The following is a 16,461-nucleotide window of genomic DNA, read 5'->3' on the forward strand; positions in this document are numbered from 1 at the left end:
ATCACCACGCGGGCACCGCGGTCTGGCGGATTCGCGACGTTGATCTAGGTCCGCGACCGCTGGGTCACGACGATGCAGGCGACAACGATCAGCGCGGTCACCGGCGCGGCGGCTGGGAGGTGCTCACCGAGCAGCAGGACCGCCCAGACCAGGGTCAGCAGCGGCTGGGCGAGCTGCAACTGGCTCGCCCGCGCGACACCGATCTCGGCCATTCCCCGGTACCAGGCGAAAAACCCGCCGAACTGCGAAACGAGCGCGACGTACAGCAGGCCGACGATGCCCTCGCCGGTGACGTGCAGCGGTTCGGTCGCGAGCCCGAAGACGGCGAACGCGCCGGTGACCGGCAACGCCATCACCAGCGCCCACGCGATCACGTGCCAGCCCGCCATCTCCCTGGCCAGCCTGCCGCCCTCGGCGTACCCGAACGCGCACAGCACGAGCGCGCCGAACAGGAACAGGTCCGCTGTGGACAGTCCGCCGCCGCTCTGCGCGACGGTGAACACGACGACCGCGCTCGCGCCGACCGCCGCGGCGAGCCAGAACCGGCGGGACGGCCGGTTCCCGGTCAGCTTCGAGGAGATGACGGCGGTGGCCAGCGGCAGCAGCCCGATCACCACCGCGGAATGCGCGGTCGACGACGTCTTCAGCGCGAGCGTGGTGAGGATCGGGAACGCGAGGACACAGCCGAGGGAGACCACGGCCAGGCCCCGCCACTGGTCGCGCCTCGGCAGCGGGACCCGGAAGACACGAAGACAGGTGCCGGCGACCAGCGCGGCCAGGACGCTTCGCAGCCCGGTGGCGGTCCACGGGTCGAAACCCTTGAGCGCCCATACGGTGGCGGGGAACGTGAACGAGAAGGCGAGGACACCCAGCGCCGCCAGCGCGGTCCCGGAGCGGACCGCTACTGCCCGATCCGCGATAGCGCTATCATCCAGTCTCATGTCCGATGGTAGCAGCGTCACCAGCCTGGTCACACAGCTGAGGTCCGACCTGGAGCGCTATCCGATCGATGGAAAGCTCCCGTCCAGCCGGGAGCTGGTCCGGGAGCTGAAGGTGAGCCCGGTGACGGTATCGCGGGCCATCGCCGCGCTGGCCGCCGAAGGACTGGTGATCACCCGCCCCGGCGCCGGCGTCTTCCGGGCCCCGCCGCCCCGCGAACGGGCGGTGACCGGTGACGTGTCCTGGCAGGAGGTGGCGCTGAGTTCCCAGTCCGGTACCCGCGCGATCGACGCGACCGGCGTGCTCACCGCGCTGAGCGACCCGCCGTCGGGCGTCATCGACCTCAACGGCGGCTACACGCATCCCAGCCTCCAGCCGGAACGCGAACTCGCGGCGGCGTCGGCCCGCGCCGGACGCCGCCCCGGCGCGTGGACACGGCCGCCGATCTGCGGCCTGCCCGAACTGCGGGCCTGGTTCGCCCGCGACATCGGCAGCCCGGTGAACGTCGAGAACGTGCTGATCACCTCGGGCGGGCAGAGCGCGCTGACCACGGCGTTGCGCGGGCTCGGTGCCCCCGGCGCGCCGGTACTGGTGGAATCCCCGACGTACCCGGGGATGCTCGCCATCGCGCGGGCGTCGGGGCTGCGGCCGGTCCCGGTGCCGATCGACCGCGACGGCGTCCGGCCCGAACTGCTCGCGCACGCCTTCCGCGACACGGGCGCCCGGTTGTTCGTCTGCCAGCCCGCGTTCCAGAACCCGACCGGCGCGGTGCTGTGCGCCGAACGCCGGGCCGAGGTCCTGCGGATCGCCCGTGACGCGGGCGCTTTCGTCATCGAGGACGATTTCGCCCGCCTGATGGCACATCCCGGCAGCCCGGCTCCCCCGCCGCCGCTCGTGGCCGACGACCCCGACGGCGTCGTGGTGCACATCCGCTCGCTCACGAAACCGGCGTCACCGAGCCTGCGGATCAGCGCGCTGGCCGCGCGCGGCCCGGCGCTGGAACGCCTGCGCGGACTTCACGCCGTCGAAAGCTTCTTCGTGCCGCGTCCGCTGCAGGAGACCGCGCTCGAACTGGTGAGTTCTCCCGCCTGGGGCCGCCACCTGCGGAGCCTCGCGGCCTCGTTGCGGGAACGCCGCGACGTCGCCGTCTCGGCACTGCGGGTGTTCCTGCCCACCTGGGCCGCCGTCCCGGTCCCGACCGGGGGTTATCACCTGTGGCAGCCGCTGCCCGGCTTCGTCGACGAAGTAGCGCTGACCAGCGCCGCATTCCGCGCCGGAGTAGCGGTCACCCCCGGCAGGATGTACTTCGCGGCCGAGGCACCGGGGCCTTATCTGCGCCTGAGCTACGTCAGCGCCGCGACCGGCGCGCAGCTGCGGGACGGCGTCCAGCGCCTTTCCCAGGCGTACCAGGAGATCCCCGGCTGACGTCTCGTACGATCGCGCACGGAGGCGACGAAAAGGCATGACACAGCCGGCAGCGGCGCACGATCCACCTGGCAGGCTCTGGGAGCTGCTCGACGACGGCCGGCGCAAGGCGCTGCGTGCCGAGGCCGAACTGCGCCGGTACCCGGCGGGCACGGTGATCATCCGCGAGGGCGACCGGTCGGACTGGGTGCTGATCCTGATGACCGGGCGGGTCAAGATCACCTCGGTGTCCACCGGCGGTTACGACGCCGTGCTGGCCGTCCGCGATCCGGGCGACATCATCGGCGAGATGGCGTCGATGGACGGCAGCCTGCGCTCGGCCACGGCGATCGCCGTCGAGCCGGTGACCGGCCTGTGGCTGTCCTCGCGCGCGTTCAACGCCGTGCTCCGCGAGCATCCCGGCATCTCGGTGGTCCTGCTCCGGATCATCACCTCCCGCCTGCGCTACGCCAATTCGCGCCGCACCGAATTCGGGGACAGCACCGCCGCCGAACGGATCGCCCTGCGGATCAGCCAGCGCGACCTGGCCGGGCTCGCGTCCGCTTCGCGGGAAGCCGTCGCGCGGACCCTGCGCGCCGACGGGTTGCTCAGCACCGGCCGCCAGCGGCTGGTCGTGCGGAGCGTGGACGATCTCAGGCAGCTGGCACCCGACGACCGCTGAGCCGCCACGGCAGGCCGAAGTGCCGTTCCACGCGCGCTCCGGTCGCCAGGAACAGTTTCCGCACGCGTGGCTCGTCCTCCGGATCGAAGTCCGGCGTGGTCTCGATCAGCGTCGCGAGTTCGCGGACGAGCCCGGCCGCGGACTTCCCCGGCACGAGCAGCACCCGCACCGGCGCGAGGCTCCGCACGGCCGGGGGCGGCGCGACGAGGTCGATCCGCGCACGGACCAGGCCGGTCAGCCTCAGCAGCCGGAGAACGGCGCCCGCCACCGCCCAGGCCACCAATTCCGCCACGAGGACCGGCGACAGGATCAGCGCCAGCCCGGCAGCCTGCCCGACGGCGATCCCCAGCATCAACCAGTCCTCGAAGCCCAGGCGTTCTTCCTCCGCGGACCTGCCGCGGTGCCGGGTGAACGACACTTCCCGGTAGCGCTCGCTTTCGGTGACGATCGCGAGCGGGCGGATCCGGCGCAGCCAGGGCGCGAACCGGCGCACGATCAGCCATTCCCGCCTTCGGCATCGGTCACTCGCATCGCGTTCCCCTCATCGGTGTGCAGTTCTCCGACGAAGCAGCGGCCGATGCCGTTCCCCCGGGCCGGCAACCGCCGGTGGGTCCCGCCAACGGCCGGACCCACCGGCGCCACGACGCGAACCGGTGATCGACCGCCCCTCACCCTCTCCGGATCGATCACCGTCATCGGCCCTCCCTTCCGATCTCACGCCGTGTCCGACGGGAACGAGCTTGGCAGTCATCGTCCCGTCGTTCTGCGTCACCTGACACAAAGCGCGAAACCGGGTTGTACGCGTCTTGTACGAGCCGGAAGGACTCTGATGCCCCGTCACCTGAACCGCATCCAGGACGGAGTCACTCCCGTGAAGATCTCCCGCGTCGCACAGGGCCTGTTCGCGGCCCTCGTCGCCACCGCGGCGGTCGGCGCAGCCCCGGCCACCTCTCTCGCCGCGCCGGCCACCGGCGACCAGTTCTCGACCGCCGCGGTCGGGAACACGTTGGTGTACAAACAGAAAACAGAAGGTTACGACTGCTTCAGAATCCCCGCCATCGTCAAGGCGAACAACGGCGAACTGCTCGCGTTCGCCGAAGGCCGCAACGGCGGAGCCAGCTTCTGCAACGACAGCGGCGACATCGATCTCGTCGTGAAACGCTCCGCCGACAACGGCAGGACCTGGAGCGCCCCGAAAATCGTCATCGAAGGTTTCGGTGACACCAAAGGAAACCCGACACCGATCGTGATCCCGTCCACCGGGCGGATCGTGCTGCTCTCGGTGATGGAATGCGTCAAGAACCCCGACTGCAACCGGATTCCGCGCGTCTCGATCAGCGACGACCACGGCAAGACGTGGGCCGCGCCCAAGGTGCTCACCACGCAGCTCGGGTTCAGCACCGCGCCCGGCTGGCTCGCGACCGGGCCGTCGCACGGCATCGTGCTGACCCGCGGCGCGCACGCCGGCCGGATCGTCGCCGGAATGAGTTACACCGTCGACGGCAAGAACAGCGGCGCGCTCATCTACAGCGACGACCAGGGCGTCACCTGGAAGCGCGGCGCCACCGACACCCCGGCGTCGACGGCCGGGCTGAACCCGCAGGAGATCAGCGTCACCGAGCTGCTCGACGGCCGGGTCTACGCCGCGGCGCGCAACCAGGCCAACAACGACAACAAGTGCCTCAGCGGTGGCGCCAAGAACCGCGCCTACGCCATCAGCTCCGACGGCGGAGCGAGCTTCTCGACCAAGTTCACCTTCGAAGAGGACCTGATCACCCCGGTGGTGCAGGCCTCGACCGCGCGGATGACCGCCACCGACAAGGCGGGCAAGTACAACCGGATCCTGTTCGCCGCGCCGTCGGTCTGCGACCGCCGCAAGGAACTCGTCGTGAGGTCGTCGTTCGACGAGGGCGCGAACTGGCAGGGCAACTCCGCCGGAACGCTGGTGTGGAGCGGTGACGCCGCGTATTCCGACATGGTGCAGCTGTCCTCGGGTTCGGTCGGCGTGCTGTACGAGGCGGGCCCGGCGGGGAACGCCAACGAGACCATCCGCTTCTCGACCGTCACCGAGACGACCCTCGGTGCCCCGGTGTGCGGCGGCGGATACGGCGTGATCGACTCGGCGCCGCTGGGGACGGCGGGAACGGTTTACCTGTCCTACAACGCTTCCAACGGGCATAACTGTGTCAGCACGATGAAGAGCGAGTCCGCGGGCACCGCGACCGCGACGTCGGCCTACCTCGAGGTGGCGGGGGCGTCCCGGATCACCGACTCCGGGTCGTTCTCGTGGTTCGCCGGTCCGGTGCGGGCGGCCGCGGCGGGCAAATGCGTGAAGTGGGGCGGTTCCGCGGGCGGGACGTCGTACAACAGCCCGTCGGAACACTGCGGCTGACCCCTGGGTCTCGTGAGTGGTAAGGACGGTTCTAACCGTCCTTACCACTCACGAGGTCACCTGCGGCGTGTCACCCACCAGAGCCGTGCTCCCAGCACCGCCGCGCCCGCGGGCAGCAGGTTGGCCAGGACGACGGCGAACAGGGCCGTCCCGGCGGCTCCCCCGACCCGGCTGACGATGTTGATCTGCGCGGCCGCGTCGGGCAACTGATCCTTGGTGACGGCCGCGTATCCGGCCGTCGTCGCGGGCATCAGCAGGAACGCGACGGCGATTCCCCTGGCCAGCAACAGGATCTGCACGACAAGGCCGTCCGGCGGGAAACCGCCGATCGCGAAGGGGACGGTGGTGGCGAGCGTCGCGACACTTCCCCAGGCGGCGACCAGGCCCGCGCCGTAGCGGTCGGTGAGCGCACCGGAGCTCGGCAGCGCGATCGCCGAGCCGACCCCGAGCCCCATCAGCAGCAGCCCCGTCTCGACGACCCCGCTCCCGCCCAGCACCTGGAAGTACAGTGGCAGCAGGAAAAGCGCGCCGAACAACGCCGGTGCGGCGAAGAAGGACAGAGCGACCGCCGCGGTGTAGACGCGGCTCCGGAACAAGGTCAGGTCCAGTACCGGGTTCGCCCGGCCCCACGAACGCCGGACGAACAGCGCCAGCAGCACGAACCCCGCCACGAGCGGCAGCAGCACTCCGGCGCCGAATTCTTCGCCGCCTTCGCCCCAGGTGGTGAGGCCGTACAGCAGCGCCGGGATTCCCGCACTCACCAGGACGAAGCCGAGCCAGTCGGGCCGGGTCGCCGCGCCCTTCTCGCCGCGAGGCACCAGCTTCAGCCCGAGCGTCAACGCGATCACACCGACCGGGATGTTGATCAGAAACAGCCACTCCCACGAGAGACCGCGCAACAGGACACCGCCGAGTACCGGGCCGAACGTCGGGCCGACGCTCATCACGATGCCCAGCGTCCCCATGACACGGCCGAGCCGGGCGGGCCCGACCGCTTGGCCGAGCACCGTTTGCCCGGCGGGCAGGAGCAGTCCGGCGGCGAGGCCCTGCAGCACCCGCAGCCCGATCAGCCAGCCGATGTTCCCGGCAAGCGCGCACAGCACCGAAGCGACGGTGAACGCCGCCAGCGAAGCCAGCCAGACCCGGCCCGCGCCGAAGCGGCGGCTGAGCCAGCCGCACAACGGCAGCGCGACCGCCAGCGCGACCAGGTACGCGGTGAAAACCCATTGCACGGAGGCGATTCCGGCGCCGAGTTCACGGGTGAGTGTCTCCGCCCCCACCGCGAGGACCGTGGTGTCCAGCATGGTCATGAACGCGCCGAGCACGATCACCCAGGCCATCCGCCAGGCCTCGGCCGGAACCTTGTCCGGCGGCGGAACCGCTTTCGCCGGCCGTTCCAGCGAAACAGCCATCGGAGTGTTCTCCTCACGTGCCCCAGGGATCTTGACCTGGCCCACGCTAAGACCTCGACTTAGCTCAAGGTCAAGCGAAGAACGCTTCGATCACTTCGGCGGACGCTGCCGAGGGGAGAGCTTGGTGAGCGCCAACTTCTCCAGCCGGCACGAGATCTCCGCGATGCCGGCGTCGAACCGGTCCAGGTCCACGCCCCTGGCGGCCAGCTCTTCGCGAACGTGCTTCTCGACCTTCGCCCAGTCGTTGCGGTACTCGGTGGCGAGTTCCTTCCACGGCACACCGGCCAGCCCGGCGGTGAGGCCGCTGTCGTAGGCGAGCACGCCGCGCTCCATCAGGTACGCGATGCCCGGGTACCCGAGATAGCCCTGCCAGTAGGACCCGTTGTCGTTGGCCGTGATCGACCCCGCCGCCGGATCATGGCGGACGTCGTACGTCTTCGCCTTGTCCGACGACGCGACCCGCGCGGTGTCGCCGTCGATCTCGACCCGCCCGTCGGCGACCGCGCCGAGTGCCTCGTAGATCTTGATGACCGGGGACGGCTTCCAGTCCGCGGCCACTCAGCCCTCCAGCCGTTCGAGCAGGACGACCTCCACCGTGTCACCCTCCTCCTTGCCGATCGCCTTGCGCACATCGGCCTTCACCGGGAGCTTGTGGGTGCCGTCGCCCAGCGCCATGAACGAGCTCCGGAACGGATGCCCGTCGATGGTGCCGCGGACCTTCACCAGCCCCTTGGTGCCGAAGAACTCGGCGGAGCCGGGCATGACCACGTACGTCCAGCCGCCCTTCTCCGGGCTCTTGACCAGCGTCGCAGTGAACCGTTTGTCCATGGGGGCACCATACGGCAGGGCACCGACGAAACGGTCTTTCACAGTGCGACACGGATGCGCACCCGGCGGCCGACGTCACGGGCCCAGGCCCGGATCGACGGCCAGTCACGGAAGTCGCCCGCCCACGGGCCCGCGGCCATGATCTTCCAGAACAGGCCGCTCGCGGTGGCCGGGGTGAGCCTGCCGCCGAAGGTGGCCGTCCGCTCGGCGTCGATCCTCGCGGCCAGCACGGCGACCCCCGCCGGCAGGCTCACCCGTTTGCCCGCGGCACGCGGCCCGCACGGCCCGCTGTGGAACAGCCAGACCGGCCGGTTCCGGAGCGCCTCTTCGTGCTCGGTGAGCAGGCGCACCGCCTCCGGGCGCCAGCGCCGGTGGTACAGCGCGCTCCCGACGATCACCGCGCCGTACGGCTCGACGTCCTCGACTTCGGCCGCGTCCAGCAGCTCGGCCGTCAGACCGCTTTCGCGCAGTTCGGCGGCGATCACCTCGGCGATCTCCCTTGTCCCGCCGGACTTGCCGGCGTGGGCGACGAGCACTGCGGTCATGCCGCCATTGTCCGCGCGGCCGCCTGCCGTGCCACCGTCCAGCCCATCGACACGCCGCATTCGGCTCACCTCTTCACCCGTCGGAGCGCTACCCGGGAGGCAGGAACGCCGGTCTCGCCGCCGGATCGGGTTCGTCGTAGTAGCGATGGAACACGGCGGTCTGCCCGCCGGACAGCGGCGGGACTATCCAGCTCCACTCGGCCTGGCAACGGCGTCCCGCGCGCTCCTCCCTGGCGATATGCGTGAGGAACCGCCGCGATTCGGTGTGATGGTCGGCGACGGTCACGCCCGCCGCGTCGAAGGAGTGCTGGACGGCCAGCGTCAGCTCGACGAGCGCGCGGTCGCGCCACAGGGTGCGTTCCGACTTCGTCGACAGGCCCATCAGGTCCGCGATCACCGGCAGCAGGTCGTAGCGGTCGGTGTCGGCCAGGTTGCGCGCGCCGATCTCGGTGGCGAGATACCAGCCGTTGAAGGGTGCCGCCGGGTAGGTGATCCCGCCGATGACCAGCCGCATGTCGCTGATCGCCGGTACCGCGTGCCAGCGCAGCCCGAGCCCGGCGAACCAGCGGTGGTCGGGATGCGACAGCGGGACCTCCAGCACGGCGTCCTGCGGCAGCCGGAACAGCCGCCGCTCCCCCGGCCCGGACTCGATGAGCAGCGGAAGGACGTCGAACGACCCCTTGCGCTCGGGCGGGCACCAGCCGTGCTCCTGGACGGTCTCGGTGAAGCCGGCGTAGCGCGGATCGCCCAGCACCGAGCCGTCGCTCAGCCGGTAGCCGGCGTACCGGACGAGCTGGTCGTTGTGGATCTTCGGACCGGGCTCCTCGGGACCGTCCGGCGCGAACACGGTGATGGTCGGGCGGATCCGGCCGCCCCGGGTCGCCTCCCGCAAGTGGGTGACGCATTCCTCGGCGACTGCGGCGGCTCCGACGACGTCGCGCCGATCCCGCACCCTCAGCCCCTGCCAGTACAGCCTGCCGATGCACCGGGCGGAATTCCGCCAGGCCACCCGCGCGCCGAACTCGACCTCGGCCGTCGTGTGGCGGTACGTGCCGGTCGCGGCGATCTCGGCGCGGACCACGTCGAGCCGCTCGCGGAGCCGCGTGGGCCCACCGTCCGTTTCGGCGTGGAAGAGCTGGAGGAAGTCCTCCGCCTCGGCCACGTCCACGCTCCGTTCCCGCGGCGCCATCTCCGGAGGCAAGCGAGGGATATCCGTCGCCCGCATGGAGGCCGTCGCCATCTCGGCTTCCCGCTCTCCGAATTCGACGCCGGCACCTGCGGCGGGAACGATCACCATTCCTCCTGCACTCGGAAATGCCCGGAGGGATCATGCCTGATCGGCAAGATGGCCAGGTCCGGACCAGACGAAAGACGATACCCCACGGAAAGACGACCACGATCCTCCAAATGGCAGAAGCTTCGCCCACCATGACATTTCAGCAGGTGGAAAGCTTGCGGACGACAATATTTGGAATTGCGTACGACTTCGCTGGATATTCACCGAATTGCACCGCGTGAAACGATCACCTCCAACCAAGATCACTTTACGATCATCGTAATCACTCTTTCGAGCGTATTCGACAGCGGACTCTTCTGCACTTTCCCCGTGCCGGTGTATTGGCCCGCGCCCACCGTCGCTAGAGTGCGGGGAGCTCAGACGGAAGGAAAATCGTGGTCGACAGGCGGATTCCGGTCATCCTGGTCGCGGGCTTCCTCGGCTCCGGCAAGACCACCCTGCTCAACCACCTGCTGGCCAACCGGCAGGGCGCGCGGATCGGGGTCGTGGTCAACGACTTCGGCAGTATCGCGGTCGACGCGATGGCCGTCTCCGGCCAGGTCGACACCATGATGTCTTTCGGCAACGGCTGCCTGTGCTGCGCCGTCGACGCCAGCGGGCTCGACGCCATGCTCGCGAAGCTCTCCGAGGCCGAGGCCGGGATCGACGTCATCGTGATCGAAGCCAGCGGACTCGCCGAACCGCGTGACCTCATCCGCCTGATGATCGCCAGCGAGAACCCCGTCATCGCCTACGGTGGCCTGGTCGAGCTCGTCGACGCCGCCGAGTTCGAGTCGACCAGGAAGCGGCACCCGGAGCTGGACGAGCACCTCGGGTTCGCCGACCTGGTCGTGCTCAACAAGACCGACCGGGCCGACGAGGACACCTTGGCCAAACTGCGCGGCACGATCGACGAGATCGCGCCCGGCACGCCGGTGATCGCGACCTCCCACGGCCGGATCGACCCCACCCTGTTCTTCGACGCCCGGCCGCGCGAACGGGCGGGCCAGCTGTCGTTCGACGACCTCCGCGAGGAGGAGCACGACCACGAGCACCACTTCCACACCGCGTACGACAGCGTCGCCTTCACCACCGAACGGCCGCTGGACCCGCGACGGCTGATGGATTTCCTCGAACAGCGCCCCGGCGGGCTCTACCGGATCAAGGGTTTCCTCGACTTCGGCCCGAACGGCCCGCGGTCCCGGTTCGGCCTGCACACCGTCGGCTCCTTCATCCAGCTGGACCGGTCGGCTTGGCCCGCCGGCCGGCCGCGCCGGAGCGAACTGGTGCTGATCGGCTCGGGGATCGACACCGAAGCCGTCACCGCGCGCCTCGATGCCTGCGTCGCGGACGATCCCGAGGCCGTCGACGATCGGGGCATGCTGCGCGTGCTGCGGTTCATTCAGGACTGACACGCCGGGCCGCGCCTGCTCACCGGCCGATCTCGCGTGTCCTTTGCCTGGACACAGGGAGCGCGATTCCCCGGCCGGCCGAGTGAGTCCGGACCGGACGTACTTTGACACGCCGGAAGGCCGAAATACCGGGAATCGCGGCGCGTCTCGTCGACACTGGCCTGCGGAAGGAATCTCGAGCTGGACCACCTGTATCGGGAGGACAGTTCCATGACGAACACCGCCGGACGCTGGTACCTGGTCGGCGCGCTGCCGGAGGACTCCCCCGCCGCGCATCTGATGACCCGCTCCGAAGACCTCCGCTATCGGCGTTCCGCCTGCGGGGACAAGGAATCCCGGCTGTGGACACCGGTGGATCTCACCACCACCGACGTCGCCCCGTGCCCCCGCTGCGCCGCGACCCTCCCCGGCCACCGTTCCACCCGCAAGGCCGAGCCCGCCGCGAACACGCAACTCGCTTTCGACCTGCCGCTCTGACTCCCCCGCGTTTAGTCCTCTGAATGCGGTTATTGCGCGTGCAACTACCGCATTCAGAGGACTAAACGCTGTCTTTCTTGGCCCTGCTCGGCGCGACCCGGGGCGGCTCGTTCGGCATCTTCGGGTAGACGGGCGGCCAGGGCGCGTCCATCAGCCCGTTCGCCATGTCCTTCCTCGACATTGCGAGCAGCGGCTCGATCGACTGTGGTTTCGTTCCCTCCCAAGGGTCTCCGCGTTCGGCGAGCCGAGCGGGCACAGTGGACAGGGTGAGCTTGTCCGGCTCGATGGTCTCCAGTTCGTCCCAGCCGATCGGTGTCGACACCTGCCCGCCGCCCCTCGGCCGCACACACCACGCGCCGAACACCGTCTTGTGCGGCGCGTTCTGGTTGAAGTCGACGAACACCCGGGAGCCGCGTTCTTCCTTCCACCACTGTGCCGTCATCTCGTCCGGGTGGCGGCGTTCGAGTTCGCGGGCGAGCGCGACGGCGGCCGCCCGGACCTCGTAGCCGTCCCACTTCGGTTCCAGCGGCACATAGAGATGCAGGCCGCGCGAGCCCGAGGTCTTCAGCTGCGCGGTGATGCCCAGCTCCTCGAGCAGCGCCTTCGCCAGGACGGCGCCATGCCGCAATTCGGGGAACCCGATCCCCGGCGACGGGTCGAGATCGACGCGGAGCTGGTCGCTGATGTCCAGCGCGTCGGCCCGGTTCGGCCAGACATGGAAACCGAGGCAGCCCTGGTTCACCGCCCAGATGATATGCGCGAGGTCCTTCGCCACGAGCGCGTCCGACGTGGTCCCGTTCGGGGTGGACACCACCGTCGTGGTCAGCCAGCCGGGCGCGTTCTTCGGGACCCGCTTCTGGAACCACGACTTCCCGCCCGCGCCGTCGGGATAGCGTTCCAGCAGCAGAGGCCTGCCGCCGAGTTGCGCGAGAAGCGGGACCGAGACCGCGCGGTAGTACTCGACGAGGTCCAGTTTGGTCTCGCCGTGCTCAGGGAAGTAGACCTTGCCCGGATTGGACACCGTGACCTCGACGCCGTCGAGGTCCAGCGTGACCGGCTCTGCCTTCATCTTTCCCCCAGTTCGGTGAACAAAGTGGCCAGCTCGGCGGGCGGGACCTCTTCGAGCTGCGCGTACGTGCACGAGGCAGGTTCGCGGTCGGGGCGGAAGCGCACGAGCCTCCCGCCGTGGCGGAACCTGGTGCCCTCGACGTGTTCGTAGCGGACCTCGGCGACCCATTCGATGCGGAGCGGCTCCCAGCTCAGATCCTTCTGCGGCGCCCACCGGCTGCCCGCGCCCGGCATGCGGCCGCCCGCCTCCTCGTGGGTCTCGGCCCACTCGCGCCACGGATGGTTCTCCAGCGCGTTCTCCCGCAGCGGCGCGAGCTCGTCCACCAGCTCACGACGCCTCGCGGCGGTGAAACTGCTGGCCACGCCCACACTGTGCAAGACGCCTTCGTCGTTGTAGAGCCCGAGCAGCAGCGACCCGACGCCAACGCCGTCCTTGTGCCACCGGAACCCGGCGACGACGCAGTCCGCCGTCCGCTGGTGCTTGACCTTCCACATCACCCGCTTGTCCTGTTCGTACGGCGCGTCGGCGGGTTTGGCCATCACGCCGTCGAAACCCGCGCCCTCGAACCGGGTGAACCAGTCCTGGGCGACGTCGGGATCGTCGGACAGCGGGGTGAGGTGGACCCGGGCGAACTTCGTGTCGACGACGCCCTCGAGCAGCTTCCGCCGTTCCCCGAACGGTTCGGGCGTCAGATCCCGGTCGTCCAGCGCGAGCAGGTCGAACACCACGAAACTGGCGGGCGTCTCCTCGGCCAGTTTGTTCACCCGGGACGCCGCCGGGTGCAGGCGCAGCTGGAGCGTCTCGAAGTCGAGCCCGCCCTCGGTGACCAGCACGATCTCGCCGTCGACGACACAACGCTCGGGCAGCGCGTCCTTGAGCAGCTCGACCAGCTCGGGGAAGTACCGCGTCAGCGGCCTGTCGTTGCGCGAGCCCAGCACGACCTCGTCGCCGTCGCGGAAGACCACGCACCGGAAGCCGTCCCACTTCGGCTCGTACAGCAGCCCCGGCGTACGAGGCAGTTCGTGCACGGCCTTGGCCAGCATCGGCTTGACGGGTGGCATCACGGGCAGTTCCACGAGGCCGATCCTAGGCCGCGTCACCGACAAAAGCGCGGCATCTCCAGTTCGGCCAGGAGGAGCCCGCTCCGCGGTTTCGGCGTGAAGTAGGTGGCCTTCCTCGGCATCCGCGATCCGGCCGCGTGCACGGCGAGCACCTCCGCGTACGGGACCGGGGCCAGCAGGAATACCGCGTCCGCGTCTTCGGGCACCGGCGCGCCCGGCAGCAGAGGACGCACGTTCGGCCCTTCCGGATCGACGCCGAGCGCCCCGCGAAGCAGCTCCTGCTCCACCACCGCGTGGTCGCCGCCCGCCTTGCCGAGCGACACCCGGAACGCCGACTCGCCCGCCAGCACGGTCACCTCGCCCGGCTCGGCGGGCGGCCCCGGCGGGCCGGGATGGACGTCGAACCCCGCCTCCGTCCATCGCCGAAGAAGGGTGTCCGGGTCGAGGCCGGTGCCGGCGAGCACCCGGTGGATGGGCCCGATCCGCAGCCCCGGCCCGCCGGTGACCAGCGCGAGCAACGCGCCGCGTCCCGAAGCCGCGGCGGCCGCGACCCGGTGGTTGCCGTCCGCGACCAGGAGATCCAGCTCGTCCAGCGCCGCCAGCAGCTCGTCCTGGGCCGGGCCCGGACCGGCGAGCCACAGTTCGTGCTTGCGACCCGGGCCGTCCACTGTGGACAGGCTCGGCACCTGTCCCCGGCAGAACCGCTCGATCAGCGCGGTCAGCTCCCGGCCACCGGTCGCGGGGACCAGCATCGCGGCACTCGTCGCGACACCGAGCCCGGCCAGTATCGCGGCCCGCTCCGCGACGACGTCCGGATAGACGTCCTCGGTATGCCGCACCCGGGTGACCCCGTCGTCCCGGACCGCGGCCGGATCGACCAGGCACAGCACGCCCAGCGCGACCCCGTCCGGCCCGTCGATGCGATACGGCGCGACGACGTCGGCGACCGGGCGATAGTGCCGCTCCCGGATCCGCTCGAACGTCGCTCTGGCCTGCGGCAAGGCCGCCTCGATCGAGAGGCCGCCCGCCAGCGCGGCCGGGGTCCTCGCCGGATGCTGGACCGCCAGCAGGCTGTCGCCGTGCGCCCCGGCGAGCGCGGCCTCCACCCGGTCCGGGTCGGCGAACTCGTCGACGTCGGGGCCAGGGACGCTGTCGCGGACGGCCCAGCCGCGGCCGATCGGGCGGATCCAGGTGCTCATCCGATCCATTTTGCGGGATGGCTCACGGAAAAATCGGTCCCATCACCGGGTGTCTCCGTGGAATGCTTACCCATGCGAAGTAGTTGACGCCGTTCATGAGCCTGAGGAGACCGCCACAGATGACGACCCCGGCCCCGGTCACCGCGAAGGAAGGGGTCGGTTTCCGGTCCGAACGCGGCCCCGTCCTGATCGCCGTGATGCTGTGTTCCGGCCTGATCGCGCTGGACTCGACCATCATCGCCACGGCGGTGCCCTCGGTGGTCGCCGATCTGGGCGGGTTCTCGCAGTTCCCGTGGCTGTTCTCGATCTACCTGCTGACCCAGGCGGTCACCGTTCCGCTGTACGGCAAGTTCGCCGACGTCCTCGGCAGGCGGCCGGTGATGTTCTTCGGGATCGCGGCGTTCCTGGTGGGCTCGGTGCTGTGCGGCGCGGCCTGGAGCATGCCGGTGCTGATCGCGGCTCGCGCGGTGCAGGGCATCGGCGCGGGCGCCATCCAGCCGATCGCGCTGACCATGGTCGGCGACATGTACACGGTCGAGGAACGCGCCAGGGTGCAGGGCTATCTCGCCAGCGTGTGGGCCATCTCGTCGGTGGTCGGGCCGACGCTGGGCGGCGTGTTCGCCGAGTACCTCGACTGGCGCTGGATCTTCTTCATCAACCTGCCGCTCGGCGCGCTGGCGGCGTGGATGCTGTTCCGGAACTTCCGCGAACGCGTCGAACGCCGCTCGCACCGCATCGACTACCTCGGCGCCACGCTGCTCACCCTCGGCTGCTCGCTGCTGATCCTCGGCCTGCTGGAGGGCGGGGTCGCCTGGGGCTGGGCGTCCGCGCCGAGCCTGGCGATCTTCGGCGGCGCGGTGGTGCTGCTGGCGGCGTTCGTGTTCGTGGAACGCAAGGCCGACGAGCCGGTGCTGCCGCTGTGGATCTTCACCAAACGGACCCTGATCGGCGGGAACCTGGTCGCCGTCGTCGTCGGCATGCTGCTGATGGGCCTCACCTCGTATTTGCCGACCTTCTCCCAAGGCGTGCTCGGCACCGGCGCGCTCGTCGCCGGATTCGCGCTGGCGGCGCTGACCGTCGGCTGGCCGATCTCGGCATCGCTGGCGGGCCGGGTCTACATGCGGATCGGGTTCCGGGACACCGCGCTGATCGGCAGCGGGATCGTCATCGCGGGCGCGGCGCTCACGGTGTTCCTGACGGCGGGGTCGTCGATCTGGCTGGCGGCCGCGGCCGCGTTCGTCCTCGGGCTGGGGCTGGGCCTGGCGTCGAGCCCGACGCTGATCGCCGTGCAGTCCACGATCGGGTGGGAACGCCGCGGCGTCGTCACCGCGACCAACATGTTCAGCCGCTCGCTGGGCAGCGCCGTGGGCGTGGCGATCTTCGGCGCGATCGCGAACGCCACGCTGGCGAGCCGCTTCGCCAGCCCGCCCGCGGGGGTCACCGGCCTGCCATCCGGGGTCGACGCGACCAGTGTCGTCCTGGAGGGCCACGGCCCGGACACCCCGACGACGACGTTCGTGCGCGGCGCACTGGCGGACGCCACGCACCACGTCTTCCTGGCGATGCTGGTGGTCGCCGTGCTCAGCGTCGGCGCGCTGCTGCTGATGCCGCGGCGGACCGAAGAGCTGAAGTTCGACTAGCAGGCCGGTCCAGTGTCGTGGGGGGGGGGTTGGGGTTTCCCCCCCACCCCCCCCCCCCACCCCCCGGGCCCCCCCCAACCAGACACCACCCCCCCCTTCCGGTCCCTCCCCCCCCCCCCCCCCTC

At 70.3% G+C, this 16,461-nt stretch carries 17 protein-coding genes; 6 read left to right on the forward strand and 11 right to left on the reverse strand.

The genetic code is table 11. The annotated features are described in order from the left end of the window. Nucleotides 1-44: 44 nt before the first annotated feature. A complete protein-coding gene (locus AC0685_RS42135; RefSeq protein ID WP_478230635.1) occupies nt 45-941 on the reverse strand; it encodes a DMT family transporter in 897 nt (298 codons plus the stop codon). Here AC0685_RS42135 and AC0685_RS42140 point away from each other — a divergent pair. Beyond that, on the forward strand, nt 940-2,364 hold the full coding sequence (locus AC0685_RS42140; RefSeq protein WP_478230636.1) for an aminotransferase-like domain-containing protein: 1,425 nt from the start codon (nt 940-942) through the stop codon (nt 2,362-2,364). The genes AC0685_RS42135 and AC0685_RS42140 overlap by 2 nt on opposite strands. A 37-nt stretch (nt 2,365-2,401) precedes the next feature. Continuing rightward, on the forward strand, nt 2,402-3,025 hold the full coding sequence (locus AC0685_RS42145; protein ID WP_478230637.1) for a Crp/Fnr family transcriptional regulator: 624 nt from the start codon (nt 2,402-2,404) through the stop codon (nt 3,023-3,025). Here the strand turns inward: AC0685_RS42145 and AC0685_RS42150 are convergent. Together AC0685_RS42150 and AC0685_RS42155 are read right to left on the reverse strand one after the other, a co-directional pair. Beyond that, nucleotides 2,997-3,518 (reverse strand): hypothetical protein, encoded by a 522-nt coding sequence (locus AC0685_RS42150; RefSeq protein WP_478230638.1) that lies wholly within the window; start codon nt 3,516-3,518, stop codon nt 2,997-2,999. The two genes, AC0685_RS42145 and AC0685_RS42150, sit on opposite strands and share 29 nt — an antisense overlap. A gap of 2 nt (nt 3,519-3,520) precedes the next feature. After that, a complete protein-coding gene (locus AC0685_RS42155; RefSeq protein WP_478230639.1) occupies nt 3,521-3,721 on the reverse strand; it encodes a hypothetical protein in 201 nt (66 codons plus the stop codon). A gap of 175 nt (nt 3,722-3,896) precedes the next feature. On the opposite strand from AC0685_RS42155, the gene AC0685_RS42160 reads away from it, so the two are divergent. Further along, complete coding sequence (locus tag AC0685_RS42160) at nt 3,897-5,417, forward strand: sialidase family protein (RefSeq protein WP_478230649.1); 1,521 nt, start codon at nt 3,897-3,899, stop codon at nt 5,415-5,417. A gap of 56 nt (nt 5,418-5,473) precedes the next feature. Here the strand turns inward: AC0685_RS42160 and AC0685_RS42165 are convergent, their stop codons facing one another. The 5 genes from AC0685_RS42165 to AC0685_RS42185 all read right to left on the reverse strand — a co-directional run bounded on the left by AC0685_RS42165 (nt 5,474) and on the right by AC0685_RS42185 (nt 9,499). Continuing rightward, complete coding sequence (locus tag AC0685_RS42165) at nt 5,474-6,829, reverse strand: DHA2 family efflux MFS transporter permease subunit (RefSeq protein ID WP_478230640.1); 1,356 nt, start codon at nt 6,827-6,829, stop codon at nt 5,474-5,476. 90 nt (nt 6,830-6,919) lie between these two features. After that, nucleotides 6,920-7,387: a hypothetical protein gene (locus AC0685_RS42170; protein WP_478230641.1), complete on the reverse strand. Its 468-nt coding sequence runs from the start codon at nt 7,385-7,387 to the stop codon at nt 6,920-6,922. Further along, nucleotides 7,388-7,657, reverse strand: coding sequence for a DUF1905 domain-containing protein (locus AC0685_RS42175; protein WP_340682959.1), 270 nt, complete (start codon nt 7,655-7,657; stop codon nt 7,388-7,390). A gap of 38 nt (nt 7,658-7,695) precedes the next feature. After that, nucleotides 7,696-8,202: a flavodoxin domain-containing protein gene (locus AC0685_RS42180; RefSeq protein WP_478230650.1), complete on the reverse strand. Its 507-nt coding sequence runs from the start codon at nt 8,200-8,202 to the stop codon at nt 7,696-7,698. Nucleotides 8,203-8,290: 88 nt separating this feature from the next. Continuing rightward, a complete protein-coding gene (locus AC0685_RS42185; RefSeq protein WP_478230642.1) occupies nt 8,291-9,499 on the reverse strand; it encodes a nitric oxide synthase oxygenase in 1,209 nt (402 codons plus the stop codon). A 374-nt stretch (nt 9,500-9,873) separates the two neighbouring features. On the opposite strand from AC0685_RS42185, the gene AC0685_RS42190 reads away from it, so the two are divergent. Both AC0685_RS42190 and AC0685_RS42195 read left to right on the forward strand, forming a co-directional pair. Further along, on the forward strand, nt 9,874-10,890 hold the full coding sequence (locus AC0685_RS42190) for a CobW family GTP-binding protein (protein ID WP_478230643.1): 1,017 nt from the start codon (nt 9,874-9,876) through the stop codon (nt 10,888-10,890). A 210-nt stretch (nt 10,891-11,100) separates the two neighbouring features. Beyond that, the gene (locus AC0685_RS42195; protein WP_340682962.1) at nt 11,101-11,367 is read left to right on the forward strand and encodes a hypothetical protein; all 267 of its coding nucleotides are present in this window, start codon (nt 11,101-11,103) and stop codon (nt 11,365-11,367) included. A gap of 61 nt (nt 11,368-11,428) precedes the next feature. Here the strand turns inward: AC0685_RS42195 and ligD are convergent, their stop codons facing one another. From ligD to AC0685_RS42210, 3 genes are read right to left on the reverse strand one after another with little or no spacing between them, the layout of a single operon-like run. Further along, the gene (ligD, locus tag AC0685_RS42200; RefSeq protein WP_478230644.1) at nt 11,429-12,436 is read right to left on the reverse strand and encodes a non-homologous end-joining DNA ligase; all 1,008 of its coding nucleotides are present in this window, start codon (nt 12,434-12,436) and stop codon (nt 11,429-11,431) included. After that, nucleotides 12,433-13,512: an ATP-dependent DNA ligase gene (locus tag AC0685_RS42205; RefSeq protein ID WP_478230645.1), complete on the reverse strand. Its 1,080-nt coding sequence runs from the start codon at nt 13,510-13,512 to the stop codon at nt 12,433-12,435. Before AC0685_RS42205 ends, ligD begins: the two co-directional genes overlap by 4 nt. Before the next feature lie 20 nt (nt 13,513-13,532). Beyond that, the gene (locus tag AC0685_RS42210; protein WP_478230646.1) at nt 13,533-14,705 is read right to left on the reverse strand and encodes a DUF1015 family protein; all 1,173 of its coding nucleotides are present in this window, start codon (nt 14,703-14,705) and stop codon (nt 13,533-13,535) included. A 110-nt stretch (nt 14,706-14,815) separates the two neighbouring features. Between AC0685_RS42210 and AC0685_RS42215 the strand changes: the two genes are divergently transcribed. After that, the gene (locus tag AC0685_RS42215; RefSeq protein WP_478230647.1) at nt 14,816-16,336 is read left to right on the forward strand and encodes an MDR family MFS transporter; all 1,521 of its coding nucleotides are present in this window, start codon (nt 14,816-14,818) and stop codon (nt 16,334-16,336) included. Nucleotides 16,337-16,461 lie beyond the last annotated feature (125 nt).

The organism is Amycolatopsis sp. NPDC043889, assembly GCF_056435645.1.